Consider the following 19,333-nt stretch of genomic DNA (forward strand, 5'->3'; position numbering starts at 1 on the left):
AAATGGATTGCAAGCCGGAAAGATAAGTGCAAGCTCATTTGCAGTTAACGTGAGTCCGTGGGGATTTTCATTTGCAATTAATGTGAGCCAAAAAATCGGATAAATGCGAGTCCGCTGGATTATAAACGCGAGCCGCTACAGATAACGTTCAGCCATCATGTCTTCCAGATTACGCAAGCTCAGTGCGTAGGCTAAATACCAGCGGACACACTGGGCAATAATAATATCAGCAGGGTAATGCAGACGTTTGAACGCGTTTCGGATAAGAGACATCGTCAGAATTCTCAATAAAAACACGATATATTACCCGAGCACTGCTTAATGCGACAGAACCGGTTTTTCTCATTCCCGCTGGTCACTCATGTGGCGTTGATCTTATTTTGATGGACAAGAATATATGAAATACAATGATATTCAAAAAGATTCTGAATAAGTTCTTAAATGGTAGGCTCTATGCGAGCTCTGTTTCAACCATAAAGAAATGTTTAGTCAACTCACCTTTTTCTAATTGATGGCAAATGATGTGTGCTTCTTTATAGCCAGCTTTTTGTAATAACTGATTAAAATCATCCAGTTCAAAACCAAAGAAAACTCCTTCATATATGCTGGTTTGTGCCGAATCGGTAATCACCATATTTCTATCAATCAGGGTTTTTTGATCTTCAAGCCAGATTCGTCTACATAGCTGATAATGCGGCTGTTCACTTAGCAGACCACCTTCTGGATGGAACACCCAAGTACCATTACCCTGTTCCAGTGACTTCATGAATTCCAGATCCATCAATTCAAAGACCAGCTTTGCACCGGACTTTAAGTTGCGTTTTAGCTTTCTTAATAATGTCTCAAGTCGTTCCAGATTGTTTGCGATACCGAAAAGTAACAGCACCAAATCAAACTGTTCGTTAGAGTCAAATTTATCTAAGTCAATTTGTTGATATGTTTCTGCTGATGTTGCGTGCTCTTTTGCATACTCTATTGCAGCAGGCGACACATCCACCCCCAATGTGGTTACACCTTTTTCTGCAAAACGCGTGGTGTATAGACCTGGGCCACAGCCCAGATCAAGTAACTTATCTCCTTGAGTCAGATATTGATCAAACAGAAAGCTCACTTGGCGGTCTATTTCCGAAATGGTTCGACTGGCAAATTCACTGCCTTGATTCAAGTGTTCTTTGAGCATTCTTTGACTAAATGCCCTATCACCAAAATCCATGATGTAATTACTGCTACGTATCGCAGGAAGAAAGTCCTTTAATATTTCTGTATTCATTGTTTGAATTCCTAACACTTCATTTGTTATTTATCATTTTTTGCTTTTTAATCTTTTTCATCGCCATTTGACGCTTTAGTGGCGATAGGTAATCGATGAATATTTTGCCATGCAAATGATCTATTTCATGCTGCATAACGATTGCTAAGTAACCGTCATCCTCAACAAAAAACTCTTCACCTTCACGGTTTAGCGCCTTAACTTTGATTTTCTTAAAACGCTTAACATTGGCATAAAAACCGGGTACTGAAAGGCATCCTTCTTCACCAATATATTCACCATCGGTTTCAACAATTTCCGGATTAATCAAAATTAATGGATTATCCTTAGTTGTAGAGATATCTATAATTGCTACGGCTTCTGTTCGCCCGATTTGTGGCGCGGCTAAGCCAATACCATGATCGGTGCTGTAAACAGTGTCTAACATATCGTCAATCAGTGTTTGCACCGTGCTAACACACTCAACTTTTTGATAAGTTACACGTAATCTTTCATCTGGAATTTCTATTATTTTTCTAACTGTCATTTATTTGCCTAATGTTTAATTGTCTAAATTAATTTTTTCAATGACTGCCGTAAATGCAGCAAAGAGCTCACTTGGAGTACCTTGTGTATAGAGATCTTTGACACACTCGACTTCAGCCATACCACCTTGTTCATTCAGTGTCAGATTAAACACACTATCAAAGCGGCTATATTTGTTGTTTAGTTCTACATCGAAACCCAACATTTCGGTTGTCTCACCAGTGTGGAATGAAAACGCATTCTGTACGAGTAACGCGTAATGCTCATGCCTAACGACATCAGGCACAAACGGAATGGTTTGAGATGTAGGACGCATCTGTATGAAACGTCGGTTTTGTGCTATCACTTCCTTGAGTTCAGGCACGCTATGCTGCGGGGACACCAATTGCACTCTGCTAGGGATGATGTCAACAAAATACCCAACCGCATCAAGCAGATTATGTTCGGCTCGTTCAGAATAAGGAAAACCAATCACGATGTCATCTTTTTGTGTAAGCTGAATAACTGCTAATTGGTATACAGCCAAAGACAGCTCAAATAGTGACGCCTGAGTTAATTGGCTAAGCTGCGCTAGCTTCACCGTATGAGCCGAACTCAGTTCAAAGCGTGTTTTAAAAGCCTCATTATTATTTTCTTGCAGTCGCTGTTGAGTCGTGAACTTAAGTAATCCATTGTACCCAGCAAACACTTTCTGCCAAAACAATAGCTTATCCTGTGGATTTTGCTGTGCAATCATCGAATTCTGATACCAGCAGAAATCCATAAAATCACATTCTGACGCAGGTAAATCGTCGCCATTATATAGTGCAATGAGCGCTTTATATATAGAAACGATACTCGCTTCATCCGCAATGATGTGATGTATGTTGATGAAAATCAGTGATTCTACTTTGTCTGCCAACGGCAGATAATAACATTCAAACAGCTGATCTGAATCCAACTCAAACGACTTCATCGCCAGCTCTTTACAGATTGCGATGGCTTCTGCTTCGTTAGCAACAGGATACACCTTGAGAGCCAATGTGGTGTGCTGCTTACACATCATCACCAGCTCATCGTTGTCATCATATTCAAAGGTTGCGCCTAACACGCGATGCCTGAGCAACAACTGTTGTAACGCCATTTGCAACTGAGACTCGTTAAAATGTTGTGTAAAGCGCTTAGCAACCGGAATGTTGTACAGCGCTTGATGACATGACAACTCATGAGAAAAATAGAGATTTAACTGCTGAGAGGTCATCGGGTAACTAGGGTACTCAGTCGGTATCATTATACAACTCGGCACATCGTCTGATGTCAGCGAATCAATATGTTCAGCCAACCCTTTTATTGTAGAGTGCTGTAAAAAGTCTACAAAAGAGAGACGTTTTGACAGCGTGCTTTGCACAAAGTTAATAACTTTAGGTACCAGTAAAGAGTGTCCACCAATATCAAAAAAGCTATCAGTAATACAAAACTGGTTGGAATTTAATAATTGCTGCCAACATGTAAAGAGTTGCTTTTGGGTGTCTGTCGTCGCAGCGATATGGTCACACCCTACACTGCCTACCTGTGAAGGTAGCTTCGATTGATCAACTTTGCCATTAATCGTTAATGGAATTTCATCAACCACAATAATTACCGAAGGGATCTGGAAAGGCTCTAACTTATGACGCAAATAGGTCAGCACATCACTGTATAAATCGTTATCAGTAATATCGTGTTTACCCTTAACAACGTAGGCATAAATGCTCTTACCATTATTGTCTACCACGCAGACATGAGAATTTGCCACGTACTCATGAGCAGAGAGCACTTTGTTGATACCACCAAGCTCAACGCGATTACCACGGATCTTCACCAGCTTATCTAAGCGCCCAATGTACTCAATATCTAGGTCTGGATTGTAACGAGCAAGATCGCCTGTCAGGTACAAGTAGTAGCAATCATCCAAATCATAGTTTGGATTGATAATAAATTTCTCGTCGTTCAGCACTGCTCGTTTGTTGTAGTTCGGTCTCAGCCATGGCGCACCTATAGCTATTTCGCCGACTTCACCGACTCGACAACTCTGCTTTTCAGTGTTAAGAATATACACAAAGGTGTCATTGATAGGCTTACCAATCGGCACACAGGTATGTTTATCCTGCAACTCGAAGATATTAAACCAGGTAGCAAAGGTTGTGCACTCTGTCGGCCCGTAGCCATTAACAAACTGATTTAGTCGGCAGTGTGAGCTGCTTAAAAATGCACGAACGGTGGTGATCTGTAGTGCATCTCCACCAATTAACAGGTTTTGTAACGGAGCCAAGGCTTGTGGGTAGTTCGCATAAATATCGTTAAAAAGCGACACGGTAAGCCACGCGGTGTTAATCTTTTTACTGATCAGCTGCGCTTCGAGAGTCTGATAATTTAGTAATTCTTGCTTGGTTAAGATACTGCAACTGATACCGTTGAGTAACGGCACAAAAACCTCCAGCAAAGACGCATCAAACGCAGGAGACGATGCAACCAAGAAGCGATCATTTTTATTCAGCTTAAGAAAATTAGGCTGTTGTGCCAAACGTAAAATTGAATCTCGACAAATCGACACGCCCTTAGGAATCCCAGTAGAGCCTGAGGTATAAAGCAAACAAGCTTCGTTACTATGTATGTCAGTCGTTACAAGGTTTTCATTAGTCGTTATGCTCAGTTCAAGTTGGCCAACATAAATAGACTGCTCGGCAGGTTTAGTCACAATAGTGGCAACAAGTTCTGCATCCTCGGCGATAAACTCTAATCTTTGTTGTGGGTAATTTGCATCGAGTGGCACAAATGAACACTCGGCAGACAAAATCGCCATAATAGAGACAATGTATGCATATGATGGTTCAATCTGCACCCCGATACGGCCACCAGATGGCATGTTACGTTGTTGCAAAAGCTGCTGCATACGAGCAACATCACTAGCCAGTTGTGAAAACGTGTAACTGTTATCTTGCTCAACAACGGCAATTTCATTGGCTGCGGTCTGACAGGCTAATGTAAGACAATTCATCAGTGGTGTTGGCTTAAGTACATGACGACTAGCCTGCGCTATGAGGTTCAGCTTTTGGCTCGTCTGAGACTCGTCATCCCATTCCACAGAATTGCGAATTTGCTGTTTGAAAATATCCGCGATAACTTCAACATACGCTAGATAGATGTGTTCACTGTCAAACTCAAATGACACCTCTAATTGTTCATCAATTAAGCGACAATGAGCAAATAGGTCAAAGCGTGCTTTTTCAATCGGCAACTGCATAAACTGAGACTCACAACCCACAAGAGTCAGAGCTTTATCATGTCCCGTATTTTGCATTGCGATGCCTACCTGTAAGCAATTTAGGTTTACATATATTCGCTGTGCAGCACAGTGTTGCTTGATTTCATCTAAATAGGTCTTGGCATGGCACAAACATTCACAAATATTTTGATGCACCTGTTTTAAAGTAGGCTGGTGTTTGTAATTCAGACGCACAGGAATGGTATTGACAAACATTCCCATGATATCAGCAGCGTCATCTCTGTTTGCACTAGGAACGGCCAGTAACACTTCATCTAATGCACTGAAGCGACAAAGTGCCACGCCGTAATAGTACACTAAGTAGCCAAATAGGCTGATGTTATGCTCTTTTGCCCGTTGCGAGATTAAGGCTGTTAACTGACGTCCAAGCGTTACGCTAAACTGATTTTTGTGCGTAGTTATCCGGCTGGTTTGATTGAGCGCTACATCCGTTCTTGGAATGATCACAGGGTCTGGACTGTCTTGTAAGTAAGTCTGCCAGTAAGCCAAATCACTCACAAACTGCTCAGAATCACGATAATTAAGCATATTATACGTGGCTTTTGAGTAAGAAAAATTCGGCGTGTAATCAAGAGATTGCCCACTGTTGAGCAACTGATAGTTAAAACCAAGCTGTTCTATGAGCAAGCTAACTGACCAGCCATCCAAAACAAGGTGAGTCGAAAACACCAGCAACACGAATTGATGCTTTTGTTGTTCAACCAGTCGAAAGCGGATCAATGAGCCGCCATCAAGCTCTATAGTATGCTGAACTTCGTCTTGATAGATCTCTTTCCAACGTCGCCCTGTCAGGTGTTCGAAGTCTAATACATTGCTGGTCGCAACATGTTGCATGAGCTGACCTTTGTCTTCTTTTAGACTGGTTTGTAGGACATTATGTTTGGCAAGTAACGCAGCACACGCTTCACGCAAATGCCCCACGTTTAATGGGCCGTGAATTCGATAGCCAAATGTCAGCAAATTCTCATGTTGTTTGGTAGAGATCTGCTCTACATACCACAACCTTTTCTGGGCGGGTGAAATAGGTAACTGACTTAGCGACTCACTACTTATCTGTTCATTAGGCTGCGCAACATGCTGCGCTTGTTTGGCAGTAATACACTTCGCCAGTGCCGCAATATTGTCATTTAATAAAAACTCACTAATCGAAATTTGTATACCGAGTTTGTCGGCAATTTGACCCAACAATGCATATATCTGTAGAGAGTTACCACCTAGCTCAAAAAAGCCGCGGTGGATATCGGTGTGCACATTAGCATGTACCAATGTTGTCTCAAATGCGCGCGCAACAGCCTCGCTCACTGCACAGCCATAAACAACACGCTGTGATGGAGCTGTTTGTTCAATTCGTAACTCCAGTGCTTTTAAATCAGCTTTACCATTTCGTGTCATGGGTACATCATCTACCACCACAAAACGATTCGGGATCATGTATTGTGGTAATTTTCTCTGTAGATGACGACGAACGGTTTGCTCACATGTAGATAAGAAGTCTTGACTGGTTTCAATGTAGGCAACCAGAGCCTCATGATTGTAACGCGTATCAGGTCTGACGTAGCAAATACGCACCGCTGGGACGGTATTAATGATTTGTTCAACCTGTGACAGATTGACTCTAAAGCCCCTAATTTTTACTTCGTTATCTTTACGGCTAATAAACTCTAAATTTCCACACGACAATTGTCGTACTATGTCTCCAGTTTTATAAAAGCGTTGTCCTTCAACCCAGTAGAATTTCTTTTTGGTTTCTTCTGCACAGGTATACCCCAGCGCCACGCCCTCGCCTGAGGCGATTAACTCCCCAGCTTCCCCTTCTTTTACCGGATTTAAATCGTTATCCACAATGCTCAGTGAAGTACCTGAAATAGCCTTTCCAATTGGTACACTGGTATGCTGCTGTGCTAACTTAAAAATATCATAAGTTGTTGTAAAGGTAGTGTTTTCTGTTGGACCATAGCCATTTAAAAACACCCCTAAATGACAATGCTCACTGTTTAAAAACTGCCTAACTATTTCAATATTCAGCACATCGCCACCGATCAGAAGCTTACGGATATGCGATAATGCCTGAGGGTGACGCGTGACTATCGCATTGAACAATGCCACCGTTAGCCAAAGTGTATCCACCTTCTTAAGTTGCTGTTCAAAACACGTAAAGTCTAAAACATCATATTTATCGATAACATATACACTGCCGCCATTGAGCAATGGATACCAAAGTTCAAGGGTCGATGCGTCGAATCCAATCGATGAACAATGTGCAACACATTCACCTTCACTGAGTGTCAAAAAGTTATTATTGATCACTAAACGTGTTATGCCTGAATGTGGTATTAGTACGCCTTTTGGCGCACCAGTAGAGCCTGACGTATACATAATATACGCCGCATGACTTATCATATTTTCGGCGATCGAAGTGGTTCGTCCGTATGCTAAAACATTATCCACCAGATAACAGTGAATATCTTGCGCTAACGCTTCATCGCTCATCACTTGTTTAGCGCCACAGTCTTGACAAATAAAGGCCAATTGTTGGGTTGAATAAGTTTTATCAACGGGCACATACGTCAGACCCGCTTTCACAATACCCACTATCGCTATCACTGCTTCAATAGATCGCTGAATGTACACAACAACGGGCGTATTGACCTTATCTGCAAGCAGGGTATTGGCCACCTTGTTAGCAGCCAAATCTAGTTCCCGATAGGTTAAGCGCTGATGCTTATCAAACAGGGCCACTTTGTCTGAGTGGGTCTGTACAGAGGCATTAAATAATGAGCCAATGTCAACACCGTCACGTTCAGTTAAACTTTTATCCTTAATTACTGATATATCAAGACGCGAAAAACTGGTCATTTTCCAAAAACTCCACCAAATTACTCATAAAATCTTTTGGCTCAGGAAAAGCCAAGTTCAATGAACGTGTCAAAGTCGCTGTGTTATCTACCACAACGTTACGATAATCATGGGCCAAGTCATCTCTATGCGTCTGCTGCGCGTAGTAAGGTAAAATTGGGTACAGTGCATTGCTTTGGTCAACTTTGCTTAGTTCGTGCTCAATCCAATGCTGATAAGGTACACCCTCAAGCTGATAGCCACGCGTTTTGAGCAGCGAAAAGATGTCTGTCATTCGTGCTACATGAGGGGTGGGCACGTTGTACACTTTGTTTTCATTACACAGACAAATAGTCACTATCAGCGTCGCCATAAAGTCTACCGGTGTGAGATTGATTTCATTTTCAACATCGGGATAACTTCCTAACTGCAAACAGCCTTTTACAAACAACCATAAGTGGTCGCTGTGTGGATTGAATGTGCCCTTGGCTGAGTCGCCCATAATACTTGAGGGTCGAATCACGTTGACACTATATTCTCTGTGCACGGCTTGCTCTAACAACACCTCTGCCGCCCACTTAGAACGGGCATAACCATTTGCACCTGACGCAGGCTTGATAGCCAAGGTTGGCAAATGCTCGGTATAACGATGGGTATCATTCAGCTCAAACGCACACGCGAGCGTCGACACAAAGTGTAAATGCTTATGCTGATGAGTAGACGCCATTTCCAATAGCGTTATTACACTAAACGTGTTTGTTGGCTTTAGACTACGGTAATCCAGAATATGATTAACCTGTGCCGCATTATGTAGGATATCCGTAACGCTCTCGCATAGTGTTTGATATTCATTGCTATCAAGACCCAGCAAAGGTTCTGCCACATCGCCACACAATACACTTAACTTATCTTGTGACTGTCCTGGCGCATAGCGCTGCAACTGAGATGTGACTCGCTTGTACGCATGCTCATGATCTATACCTCTAACCAGTGCAATCACCTTGGTCACTTCATCACGCGCCAACAAGGTAGTGACTAAATTGGTGCCAAGTAAGCCCGAAGCACCTGTAACTAAGAAGACTTTCTGGGTGTTGTCTGCCAAAGCAAGTGGCTGTAACGATGCCGGCAATACTAAATCGTCATACACATCATCCGTCGTAGAATGTGAAGCATCTTTGCAGATTAGTTCTACCAAGTGTGAAATCGTCGGATTATCAATAAACTTGTGTAGAGGCAGTTGAAAACCTAGCTGATCACGAATACGCTTGGCCAGTTGCGTAAAGATCAACGAGTCACCACCTACATCAAAGAAATTATCGTTCTGATTAACCATAGGTAAATCAAGTAATTCTTGGAAAATCTCGGTTAGTTGCTCACTTACTTGCTTTGTAGATAACCCTGTTAGGCCCGCCTCAGTCTTAAGTATCTCTATCACATTATGCAGTGTTGGGTTATTGATGAACTCATGAAGCGGCAGCGACAAATCTAGCTTATCTCTGATTTTCGCTATGAGCGAAGTAAACATGACAGACTCACCGCCTAGGTCAAAAAAGTTGCTGTTCAAGTCAACTTTTTCAATCTCAAGGCAGGTAATAAACGCCTGTTTTGCAACTTCTTCTATATGATGTAGTTCATGATTTTGTGCACTTGCACGCGTCGATATTCCCGTCGTCACCCATTGCTCAATACGTGTTTGTAAGTCATGTGTCGATACAATCACATGGCGCTCATTCATCAGTTGGAAAACATGATTAAAAATGTCGGTACAATCCAGATTATTAATAGCCAATGCTTTGATTTCTTTAGACAGTTCAGGATTATCATGTAAGTCCCAGCCATCCCAGGACACACTCAGCCAACGCGTACCCGTGGTACTTGCTTTGAACGTCGAAAATTCATTCATATACTGGTTCACAAATGCATACGTGCCAAGACCAACACCACCAAGTACTGTGGAGATGGAAGACATTAATAAACAAAACTCTGGCTGATATTTTTGGCACAGGTTATCTAATGTCGTTAAGCCATAGATCTTCGCAGAGAAGTGCTTTTGCGTATTCTCAGCATCTGTTGATAGCACTGGTAACAACCCTTTTGAATCTGTGTACGCGGCACTGTGAATAATGCCTTTTAACGGACCTGACTGCGCACTGATGTTGTCGATGAGATCATGCCAAAGTGGTTCATTGGTTACACATGCACAGGCATATGAAACACGTTCACAGTCCTTTAACATGGTAAACGCATGCTTGTTTTCGATGTTCTCAATAAGCGAGTCATCCAGCGCGGCCAACTTAATATGAGGGAGGCCTGTCGACTTTCGACCAAGCAGCACTACGTCTAATTGGGTCTGCTCAATCAGATATTGCGCCAGCGCTAAACCCACTTTGCCCAATCCACCTGTGATCATCACAAAGCCTTGTTGTGGCAAGGTATAAGGTTCATCCACTGCGCGCAGAGGTGCGTACACCTTGTGCCAAAGGTGTCTGCCATCAAAGTGCAGAGCATTAGATTGCACATTCACTTTGCTTAATTCTGATGTCAGTAACTGTTGTCTATCAGTGCTATAGCTCAGCAGCTTAAAACTCATGCTCGGTGATTCTTGTGCGATGACATTACACAAAGCGCTCAGCGCATAACCATAACATTGTGACAATGACTCAGCACTGGGCACTGAACTACTTTTGTACAGTACATAACACTGCATAGTCCCTTCCGGACGCAGGGTTTTAAGTTCATCAATGAATGTCATTAAGCTATCAGGTGTAATGTCATTAGCTAATTCAAAGCCGGTATAAATAAAGCTATCGCGCTGTTGCAACCAGTTTGTATAACCCACAATTGGAGTCGCTATATCGACAACCGTCAAATTCGCTGGTTTGATAGCCCATGAATCTTGATATAACCACTGAGCAACATCTTGTTTTCCCTGTTTGTGGAATACTTCACTAGGCTTTTGAAAGTATTCCACTTTATCAAAAACATATCCAGGCATATTCAATTTTTGCCACTGGAAGTCGATATGTGGGTTAACCTTAATACCGTGTGACCAGCACTGCCCCAGCAATTGGGTTATCCCGCCATTGTTTAATGTGCCTTTGACTTTGACATATTTATCGCTCACATTAGTGGTATTGTTAAAAACTATATTCTGCATAGTATTGCTGACCCCTAAGTCAACATATACCGCGCTTTTTGCATTGATAGCCTGAATACTTTGCCCAGCCAACACTGGAGCCATAATCTGATCTAGCCAGTATTGTGCATTGCATGTTTTTCTAAATGGCAGTTTTCTACCCGTTAAATTAGAGTAAACGCTGCCACCGACCTCATTAAATTGCACTGAGTCTAAAGCGGTCTGTAAGGCTGGCAGTGCGCTTGCAATCATAGGGCTATGAAACGCTCTATTGGTTTTCAATTGCTTACATTTAATTCCCACACTGTTCAAAGTATGGTTCAAACTTGCAATATCATCTTGTGAGCCAGAGACCACAGTCATGCTTTGGCTATTAATCGCGGCGATGGTCAAAGTACCAAATAAAGATGATTCAAGCTTACTAGCTTCCTGAAAGACAGCCAACATTGCGCCACCTTGACATGCTTGCAATGCCACCGCACGACAAGCAATTAATTTGACCGCATCATCAAAGCTCCACAAGTCTGCAATAGCAGCAGCTATCCACTCACCTAAACTGTGACCAATATATGAGTTAAATTGAACGCCTTGCGATTTTAACAGCTGCGCCAACGCATATTGAATAGAAAACAAAATGGGCTGCGCGTAGAGCGTCTGATACGCGCTAATATCTTTATCGTAGGCTTCATCCAGTGCCACTTTTGATAAATCATCTGGCATTCCCGAGCAATTTGCGAAAGCTTGCATACAACTGTCAAAGTACTGGGCAAAACCTGTCACATGCTCATAGTAAAAACCAGCAGCCCCTTTGATATCACTGCCTTGTCCTTCAACTACCACAACAACGTCAGGCGTTGCCACGGTTGAGACAATTTTGTGCTCTGCATTGCGCAGGCTATTTTTCAGGGTCTTGATATCGTTTGCTATATGAAAGCGGCGGACTTTTTCCTGTGCCCGGCACAAGGTTTGTGTACCAAGAACATCTTCAAATCGCACCTCTGGGTGTACGTCTAACCAGTGAGCGAGAGTTTGTTCCAGGGCATTAAGTGCACTTTCACTTCTGGCCGAAATAGGCACAACATATTCACCCATCTGAGCCGATACAAGTGACTGCGGCTGCGTGCCTTGATACGCCTGCATGATCAGGTGACAGTTGGTACCACCCATACCAAATGCGCTCACTGCGGCGTACGGTTGAGGCTGGCTAAACGGCTGATTCGCGCTAGGAACAGTGAATGGACGACACTCCATCGCCAACTCAGGGTTGTAGTCAGTCAGATAAGGTGAACCAACAACCATATTGTTCTTCAAAGACATCGCTACTTTGATAACACTGGCAACTCCCGCCGCAGCATCGGTATGACCTATGTTCCATTTCACCCCACCCAGTGCATAATGGCCAGCACTTGGCTTGTCATACACTTCACTCAGTGCTTCTATTTCAATCGAATCACCAAGCGCTGTGGCCGTACCATGGCATTCTATAAATTCCACTGCTGATGCATCAACGCCGCTATTCACTAGGGCTTGAGCGATAACCTCGCTTTGACCTTCTATACTCGGTGCGGTGTAACCTACTTTTCTGGCACCATCATTATTGATAGCGCCACCTTTGATCACCGCATAAATTTTGTCATCATCGGCAAGTGCGTCTTCCAATCGTTTAAGCACCAACACACCAACCCCACTTGAAGGAATTGTACCATCACTTTCGCTCGAGAATGGCTGACACCTTCCCGACTCAGACAGCACGCCACCTGGCGTGTACTCATATCCTTCACCGTGCGGTGTATTAATACATGCACCTCCAGCCAACGCGACATGGCTTTCGCCATTTGTTAAGCTACGGCACGCTTGATATATAGCGACCAATGAGGAGGAGCAGGCAGTAGATAGCGTATATGCAGGCCCCTGCAAATTTAATCGATAAGCAACCTGAGTTGCCACACAGTGATGACTATTCCCTATGGTCAATGAGTACTGCAAATTTTCATCCGCATTATACTTTGAATTCACAAGGGATTTATTAAAGTACTGATTTGTTCCCACACTCAAAAAAGTACCGATGTGATTTCTATCAAGGTGTGCTGTGATATTGCCGTCATAAAGCGCCAATACACTGTGTTCAAGCAACTTTCTTAACTGTGGATCTGTTAGTTTTGCATCACGTGGGGAGAGATTAAAATAAGGCGCATCAAAACTATAAGCATCTTTTAATACTCCCTCAGCAGCTATTTTGTGATTAAGCACTGTGACAGGGTCCAAAGACGTCACAACCTTGTGATCTTTAATCATCTGCCAGAATTCATCTTTTGAGTCTGCGCCGGGAAACGCACAAGAGATACCGATTATTGCCACATCAGCCATGTTTACTCCGTTAACATATTAATTATTGGCAAACAAGAGATTTGACTAACTCTGCCTGTTCCTTGATGGAAGGTTTTTTGAACAACTCTGTGACTCTGACCTTTATCTTAAAGGCTTTATTCACTTCTCTTTGAAGCTTTAAGATCAACACCGAACTTCCGCCAACATCAAAAAATTTGTCATCATGGTCGATGTCATTGGTGCCCAGTAACTTGCTCCAAATTTTGCAGATTTGCCCGGCTATATCAGACGCGTCGTCGGTATCGCTCGCTTCGCACGCATCAGTGATTTGTGCCAATAAGGCTTTTCTATCAACCTTGCCGCTAACGGTATGCGGAAATTGCTTAACTCTGATCAAACGGTTGGGTTGCATGTAGTGTGGAAGGTGCTGCGATAGCCAGCTTCGAATATCAGACTCAGTTAACTCGCTTGCACAATAGAACGTAATGATCTGATCTTGTAGGTTATTCTTGTACAAAACAGTGGCCGAACAGATTTGTTTATCTGCTTGCATCACCATATTATCTATTTCAGTCAGATTGACACGAAACCCATTGAACTTAATGGTGTTATCAGTTCTGTGCGAGTAAACCAGTAAGCATTCCTCATTAAAATAAGCAATGTCAGAGGTTTTGTAATACCTTTGCTGATCTATCTCAATAAATTTTTCCTGAGTCTGTGCCGCATCCTTAAAGTAACCTAGGGTAACGCATTGACCACCAACCAAAATTTCGCCTTGTACATTGGGTAAAGTAATGTCATTTAGGTGTTCATCTACGAGCTTAATCGTGGCGTTACTCAAAGGTTTGCCCAAAGGCAGAGGGAATGAAGCATGCGTTACAGGATAGGTAACATTCCAAATACACGCTTCAGTTGGCCCATAGCAATGAATTAGTTCAAAATCGAGCTCGCTAAAAATATCTGATATGATGTTGTTTTTTAATGGTTCTCCACCAAAAAAAAGGCGATTGAAGCTATCGATATGTTGAAAATAAGGGAGAATCCCTGCATTGATCAACGCGGTTGTGATAAACGCCGTAGTTACCTCTAGATCCTTGAGTGATTCTTGCGCTTTGTGTGGATTTGACAACACTTCAGGTGGCATTAAACACAGCGTTCCTCCGTTTAATAGAGCACTCCATAATTCAAACTGAAAAGCATCGAATGCCACAGAAGAAAACTGTGCAATACGATCTGTACTATCTATATTTTTTGTTGCCTCGATAAAACTGAGTATATTCTCATGGCTCACCATAACTCCCTTTGGTTCTCCAGTACTCCCAGATGTATAAATAATCGTAGAAAGTTTATTTTTGGCTGTTTTGAAACCAGTTACTTCGACCTTAGCAGATAATTCATCAAATCGAATTGAATCACAAACATCATTTTTACTTGATATTATTAATTTTGATTCGGATTGTTTAATTATATTCCGCTTTCTAGATAATGGGGTTTTATTATCAAAGCAAATATACGAGCAATTAACCTTTAAAACCCCAAGAATACATATTATTAACTCAGGAGAAGGAGTTATATCAATACATATCGTGCAACCAATGAAACCTCGATTATACAAATTTTGTGCAACCAAATCAGATTCAGTTTGAAGCTGGGAATATGTAATTTCTATTTTATCACCCAGTATTGCAATTTTTCCTGGGTTATTCTTGATACTTTGCTCGAAAGCATCCACTATACTAGAATGTAAAAAATTATCTTTATTCATTGAATAGCCTAAAATTTTTTATGTTCACTATTGAGGTTGCGATTAAGTGAAACGCATCTTCCTTGAAGAAGACTTAAATCATCTTTTTGATGCTATGAGGCCCAAATTTATTCAATTTTTTACTAATTAAACATTGCCGCAATAGCGCTTTACCGACCTTTGCGTTCAAAGGTTTCATGTTCTTGGTTCTGTCGCATTAAGCAGTACTCGGGTAATATATCGTGTTCTGATTGAGAATTCTGACGATGTCTCTTATCCGAAACGCGTTCAAACGTCTGCATTACCCTGCTGATATTATTGCCTATAGAATCAAAGATGGAACAACTTGCAGATATCAAACCTTGTTTCTTTCCTTTTATCGTTGCATATATTAAATTTGCCACATAATCTCCTAGATTAATTTACAATTTACATTGTAAAGATAATTCATAATACTAAATTATTTCACCCTAACGGTATCTAAAAAAAATTAAGAAGCTAATTTAATTTGTTATATGAGGCTCATAGACAGGATCTTAAGAATTAAGCCTTTCAAAACACGCATCCAATGTTTTGTTTTTACATGATTTTCTTTGTGGTGTTTTGAAAGCGTTCCGGCATAAATACTCTTGCGTTTTTTCCAGCCAAAAATACGTTTCCGACCACGCCCTCTGGAGCAGATTTTCTATGATGGGTCTGAGCCAGATATCCGTATTTTGGGCTGCTTTGAGTAATGAAACCGCAGAAAATAACTGGCTTGCCAGCGAGCGCCTAAGCAGCCGCGCCAGTAGACTGAGCCAGATCAGTCCGGTAGCCAGCGTTTCTTTTCCTGTGGTAAATCCAATGCCAATTAGTATGCGATTTTAACTCTTTGAACAACAGTTCTATTTGCCAGCGGCAACGATAAATATCCATGATGTCACTGGCTGTAAACTCTTCCACCGATAAATTGGTCAGCCAGAGACAAAAGCGTTTTTCTTCAGCAAACCAGCGGCGGATAAGACGAAACTCATAACCATTACGCCGGCAAATCAGATCCAGTACTTCTGAGCGGTTAGTTCTGCGTGTGACGGATTTCAACGGCTTACCCGTCAGTTTGGGCAGTAATTTTCCCTGCCCATTTCGGGCTGTCATGATTTGAGGATTGAGCGTTCGACCTCCCCGGACAATAAATGAACCGCCTGAATAGGCAACTCGCTCAAAATAATCAAAATCGACATAACCGGCATCCGCCAGTAATAGTTGTTCGTGCAGTATCTCGGGGGCAGGCAGATAAGTCCGCTCTGACGCCGTATCCACTGTCACTGTCATCTTAACCGGAGACTGGGTAAACAGTGACAGCGTCATGTGACACTCAACAGCCGCCTCGGTTGACCTGAATCGATAAGGAAAAACCGCTGACAGCAGAAACTTACGATTTAGACTCCTTCGGGACACGCCAAAGCGTAAGTTTTTGCTCAAAATCACCTGCTTTTATCACCTCTTTGGTGTAGTTCTAAGGCGTGTTTTTCCAAATCCAAATAAGCCCAATTATTACGGAATATCCATTGCATAACTTGTCCCGGTGGATCTGGATTTTTAACCGTTGCGTTGTACTCTTCCGGTGTGCAATGAGTATCACCAAATCGTTGTGGATTACGTCTGAGTCTGGCCAAATCTTCATTTTGTAATTGTGCCCGGAAAGCTGTGACTTCTTGATTAGGGTTGATGGCAAAGAAAAAATAATCACCGCTCTCACACATTGTTGTCAGTACAGCCTGAATAATAGGATGGATACCATTTTAAGAGAACCGACGACTGTGGGTGAAATGCTCTCAGAGGAATTTTTGAAACCACTGAATATTACTCAAGCAAAATTAGGCGAGGCTCTTAATCTTTCCCGTCCGCGTATTACTGAAATTATTAGTGGAAAACGCCGGATCAGCATCGAAGAAGCGGTTATGTTGGCGGCATTGTTCGAAACTGACTCTGATTTCTGGATTAACGTACAAGCCGGTCATGACCGCTGGGAAGCGCGGCAGCTGATGGCTCAGAAAACCAGTATTAAGCCTATCAGCGCACTATTGGCAAGATGATTTCGACCTTGTTTAAAATGTGTAATCACCTCATGAGTTAAGGCTTAAAACTCCCCGTATTCAACGCTGGGAGAAGTCAAAAGAATCAACTACGTTGGCCTAAGCAATAAAAATGGTTCTTTGAAGCCAAAAGCTTTTAGGCACGTCAGGTGCGAAAATCATTGGGACGCGAACATTTCTGCCCATATTAACTCCGGATAGATTTAAACAAGCCAACCATACATCAAAATTGGTGTTGCAAAAATGTGGGTGATCATAGATTTATGCTCTACATGAACTACGATTAAATATTCGTACAGAGTACGATTATTTTATTGACAAAACGTACCGCGTACGAGTATAGTGTTTTTCATAGGTGGGCAAGGATGTTTTTATGGAATACTTAGTTTTTATCGAAACCCCTGTATTTAGTCGAGATCGGGCAGATTTGTTAACTGATGATGAATTCAGGCTCTTACAGGAACACTTATTAAAGAATCATGAAAAAGGCAGTACCATTAGCGCTACTGGAGGATGCAAGAAAATTCGCTGGCAACGTGAGGGATTGGGGAAACGTGGAGGTGTCAGAATTATCTACTACACCATCAATAAAGCGGGAAGGCTCTATCTTCTTTTGATTTATCCCAAAAATAAAAAGGATAATGTCACGGCAAAAGAAAAAGAAGTGCTCAAAGCCATCAGTAGCAAATTGCAGTAATTAACGCCGCGCAAACGCGCGGCACTGTTCATACAGTGGAGAGACTATGGACAAAAAACTTTTTAATGACTTGGTTGAAAGTATGGAACAGATGGTAGCAATTGAAAAAGGCGAGCTTGCTGTTCCCGATGAAAATATCCATTACCATCGTTTACCGAATGTCAAAAATTTACGCGAATCCTTTGGATTAAAACAGAATGAGTTTGCTGAAGCCGTAGGTGTTTCGGCATCCCTGATTCAAAGTTGGGAACAGCATCGCCGTATTCCTTCAGGTTCATCATTGAAACTACTTAAGATGCTTGAACGTCACCCTACACTGATCAATGAGTTAAATTCACTTTAACATTTTTATATTCATGCAAGCTCCCCGCATTTAAGCGGGGAGAAATCAAAAACAAACTATTTTATCTTGGCATTTTCCCCACCGTAGTCACCGCCTCCGATCACAATCACCTGTCCGTCAGCAGTAATATGTTCAACAACCGCTTTTGCAATCGCTTCGGCTAATTCGTTCATTCTGCCATGTTCATTGGCAGCAAAATCAAATGAACGTAAGTTGTTTTCAATCATGCCTTTTAATTTACTGCTACTTAATGCCACTATTTACCTGCCGTCACTTGCGATGAAAAATCAGAGTGGGGTCTGCCAGTAAAAGAGCAAAGGCACTCAGCGGTAACTACGCCAGTCCCTTTGTTTAAATGAATACTTTTTGCATCTACGTGTGCTGAGCCGTTCACATTAATGCGCCAGTATCCACCGACTGTTTCAGTTAGATTACTAGTAGCGTGATTTTCTATATTCCCAGTTGTTGAGTGATAGCTATCCCCCTCAACATGCAAAATTGAGTTACCCCGGGTATCAAATTCAAATGCCGTGCCTGCCGGCATATGAGTTACCCGATATACACTGTCTTTTTCTATTTCAAACATCATGCCATGCAGAATATACACTTTGCTTTCATGATAACCCTGCGGAGTTGGATGTGGTTCTTTCTGGTTACGTTTGTGCCGATAACTTCCTGCACCGGCGAAAACTTCTTGCGGAAGGTTCGGGATACCTCCCGGATTATGCTGAACAGAGCCGGTGATCCTTGGACGACGAGTATCTTTTCTCCCGTGGGTATAATACGGAAAATCTATCCAGACTAAATCGCCCACTTGCACTGGCGTAAAATCACCTTCATTTGCTCTGGCCCCAATAGGAAGCTTATAGGTTGCCCACGGTAATTTATCGTCTGGTACATCATCAAATACCCCCCAAATACGCACCTGCACCCGCATTTGTTTTTCTGGATCCTGTACACTAATGACCACCCCTTCCAGCTCTGGTCGCTGAAGCAGTAAATCTGTCGGGTTATTCATTTAATACCTTTTTTATATGTAATTAATACTTAATCTTACGCGATGCTCGACTTTAACA

The 19,333-nt window shown here is 42.2% G+C and carries 10 protein-coding genes and 4 pseudogenes; 3 read left to right on the top strand and 11 right to left on the bottom strand.

Annotated elements, in window-relative coordinates; all coding sequences use genetic code 11:
* Nucleotides 1-144 precede the first annotated feature (144 nt).
* The 9 genes and pseudogenes from ABLA76_RS17680 to ABLA76_RS17720 all read right to left on the bottom strand — a co-directional run.
* Nucleotides 145-273, bottom strand: a pseudogene (locus ABLA76_RS17680) (IS6 family transposase); the annotation flags it as partial.
* Nucleotides 274-451: 178 nt separating this feature from the next.
* A complete protein-coding gene (locus ABLA76_RS17685; protein ID WP_348988909.1) occupies nt 452-1,270 on the bottom strand; it encodes a class I SAM-dependent methyltransferase in 819 nt (272 codons plus the stop codon).
* A gap of 19 nt (nt 1,271-1,289) precedes the next feature.
* Nucleotides 1,290-1,796, bottom strand: coding sequence for a peptide deformylase (gene def / locus ABLA76_RS17690; RefSeq protein WP_348988910.1), 507 nt, complete (start codon nt 1,794-1,796; stop codon nt 1,290-1,292).
* A 15-nt stretch (nt 1,797-1,811) separates the two neighbouring features.
* Nucleotides 1,812-7,955: an AMP-binding protein gene (locus ABLA76_RS17695; protein ID WP_348988911.1), complete on the bottom strand. Its 6,144-nt coding sequence runs from the start codon at nt 7,953-7,955 to the stop codon at nt 1,812-1,814.
* Entirely contained in the window at nt 7,933-13,437 is a 5,505-nt protein-coding gene (locus tag ABLA76_RS17700) for a thioester reductase domain-containing protein (RefSeq protein ID WP_348988912.1), read from the bottom strand. Before ABLA76_RS17700 ends, ABLA76_RS17695 begins: the two co-directional genes overlap by 23 nt.
* A 22-nt stretch (nt 13,438-13,459) precedes the next feature.
* Nucleotides 13,460-15,163 (bottom strand): non-ribosomal peptide synthetase, encoded by a 1,704-nt coding sequence (locus ABLA76_RS17705; protein ID WP_348988913.1) that lies wholly within the window; start codon nt 15,161-15,163, stop codon nt 13,460-13,462.
* A 296-nt stretch (nt 15,164-15,459) separates the two neighbouring features.
* A pseudogene (locus tag ABLA76_RS17710) lies at nt 15,460-15,546 on the bottom strand (type VI secretion system tube protein Hcp); the annotation flags it as partial.
* Nucleotides 15,547-16,000: 454 nt separating this feature from the next.
* Nucleotides 16,001-16,489: pseudogene (locus ABLA76_RS17715) on the bottom strand (transposase); the annotation flags it as partial.
* A gap of 116 nt (nt 16,490-16,605) precedes the next feature.
* Complete coding sequence (locus tag ABLA76_RS17720) at nt 16,606-16,884, bottom strand: hypothetical protein (protein WP_348988914.1); 279 nt, start codon at nt 16,882-16,884, stop codon at nt 16,606-16,608.
* Nucleotides 16,885-16,911: 27 nt separating this feature from the next.
* Here ABLA76_RS17720 and ABLA76_RS17725 point away from each other — a divergent pair, with 27 nt between their 5' ends.
* From ABLA76_RS17725 to nadS, 3 genes and pseudogenes are all read left to right on the top strand, one after another.
* Nucleotides 16,912-17,217, top strand: coding sequence for a HigA family addiction module antitoxin (locus ABLA76_RS17725; protein ID WP_285808202.1), 306 nt, complete (start codon nt 16,912-16,914; stop codon nt 17,215-17,217).
* Between the two features lie 373 nt (nt 17,218-17,590).
* Nucleotides 17,591-17,914, top strand: coding sequence for a type II toxin-antitoxin system RelE/ParE family toxin (locus ABLA76_RS17730; RefSeq protein WP_348988915.1), 324 nt, complete (start codon nt 17,591-17,593; stop codon nt 17,912-17,914).
* 28 nt (nt 17,915-17,942) lie between these two features.
* Nucleotides 17,943-18,257 (top strand): annotated as a pseudogene (nadS, locus tag ABLA76_RS17735) (NadS family protein); the annotation flags it as partial.
* A gap of 56 nt (nt 18,258-18,313) precedes the next feature.
* On the opposite strand, the gene ABLA76_RS17740 reads toward nadS, so the two are convergent.
* Nucleotides 18,314-18,514, bottom strand: coding sequence for a hypothetical protein (locus tag ABLA76_RS17740; RefSeq protein WP_348988916.1), 201 nt, complete (start codon nt 18,512-18,514; stop codon nt 18,314-18,316).
* Nucleotides 18,514-19,275 (bottom strand): phage baseplate assembly protein V, encoded by a 762-nt coding sequence (locus ABLA76_RS17745; RefSeq protein WP_348988917.1) that lies wholly within the window; start codon nt 19,273-19,275, stop codon nt 18,514-18,516. The genes ABLA76_RS17740 and ABLA76_RS17745 overlap by 1 nt, the downstream gene beginning before the upstream one ends.
* Nucleotides 19,276-19,333: the final 58 nt, after the last annotated feature.

This window comes from Xenorhabdus sp. SGI240 (assembly GCF_040081915.1).
In the GTDB taxonomy this organism is placed as follows: domain Bacteria; phylum Pseudomonadota; class Gammaproteobacteria; order Enterobacterales; family Enterobacteriaceae; genus Xenorhabdus; species Xenorhabdus bakwenae.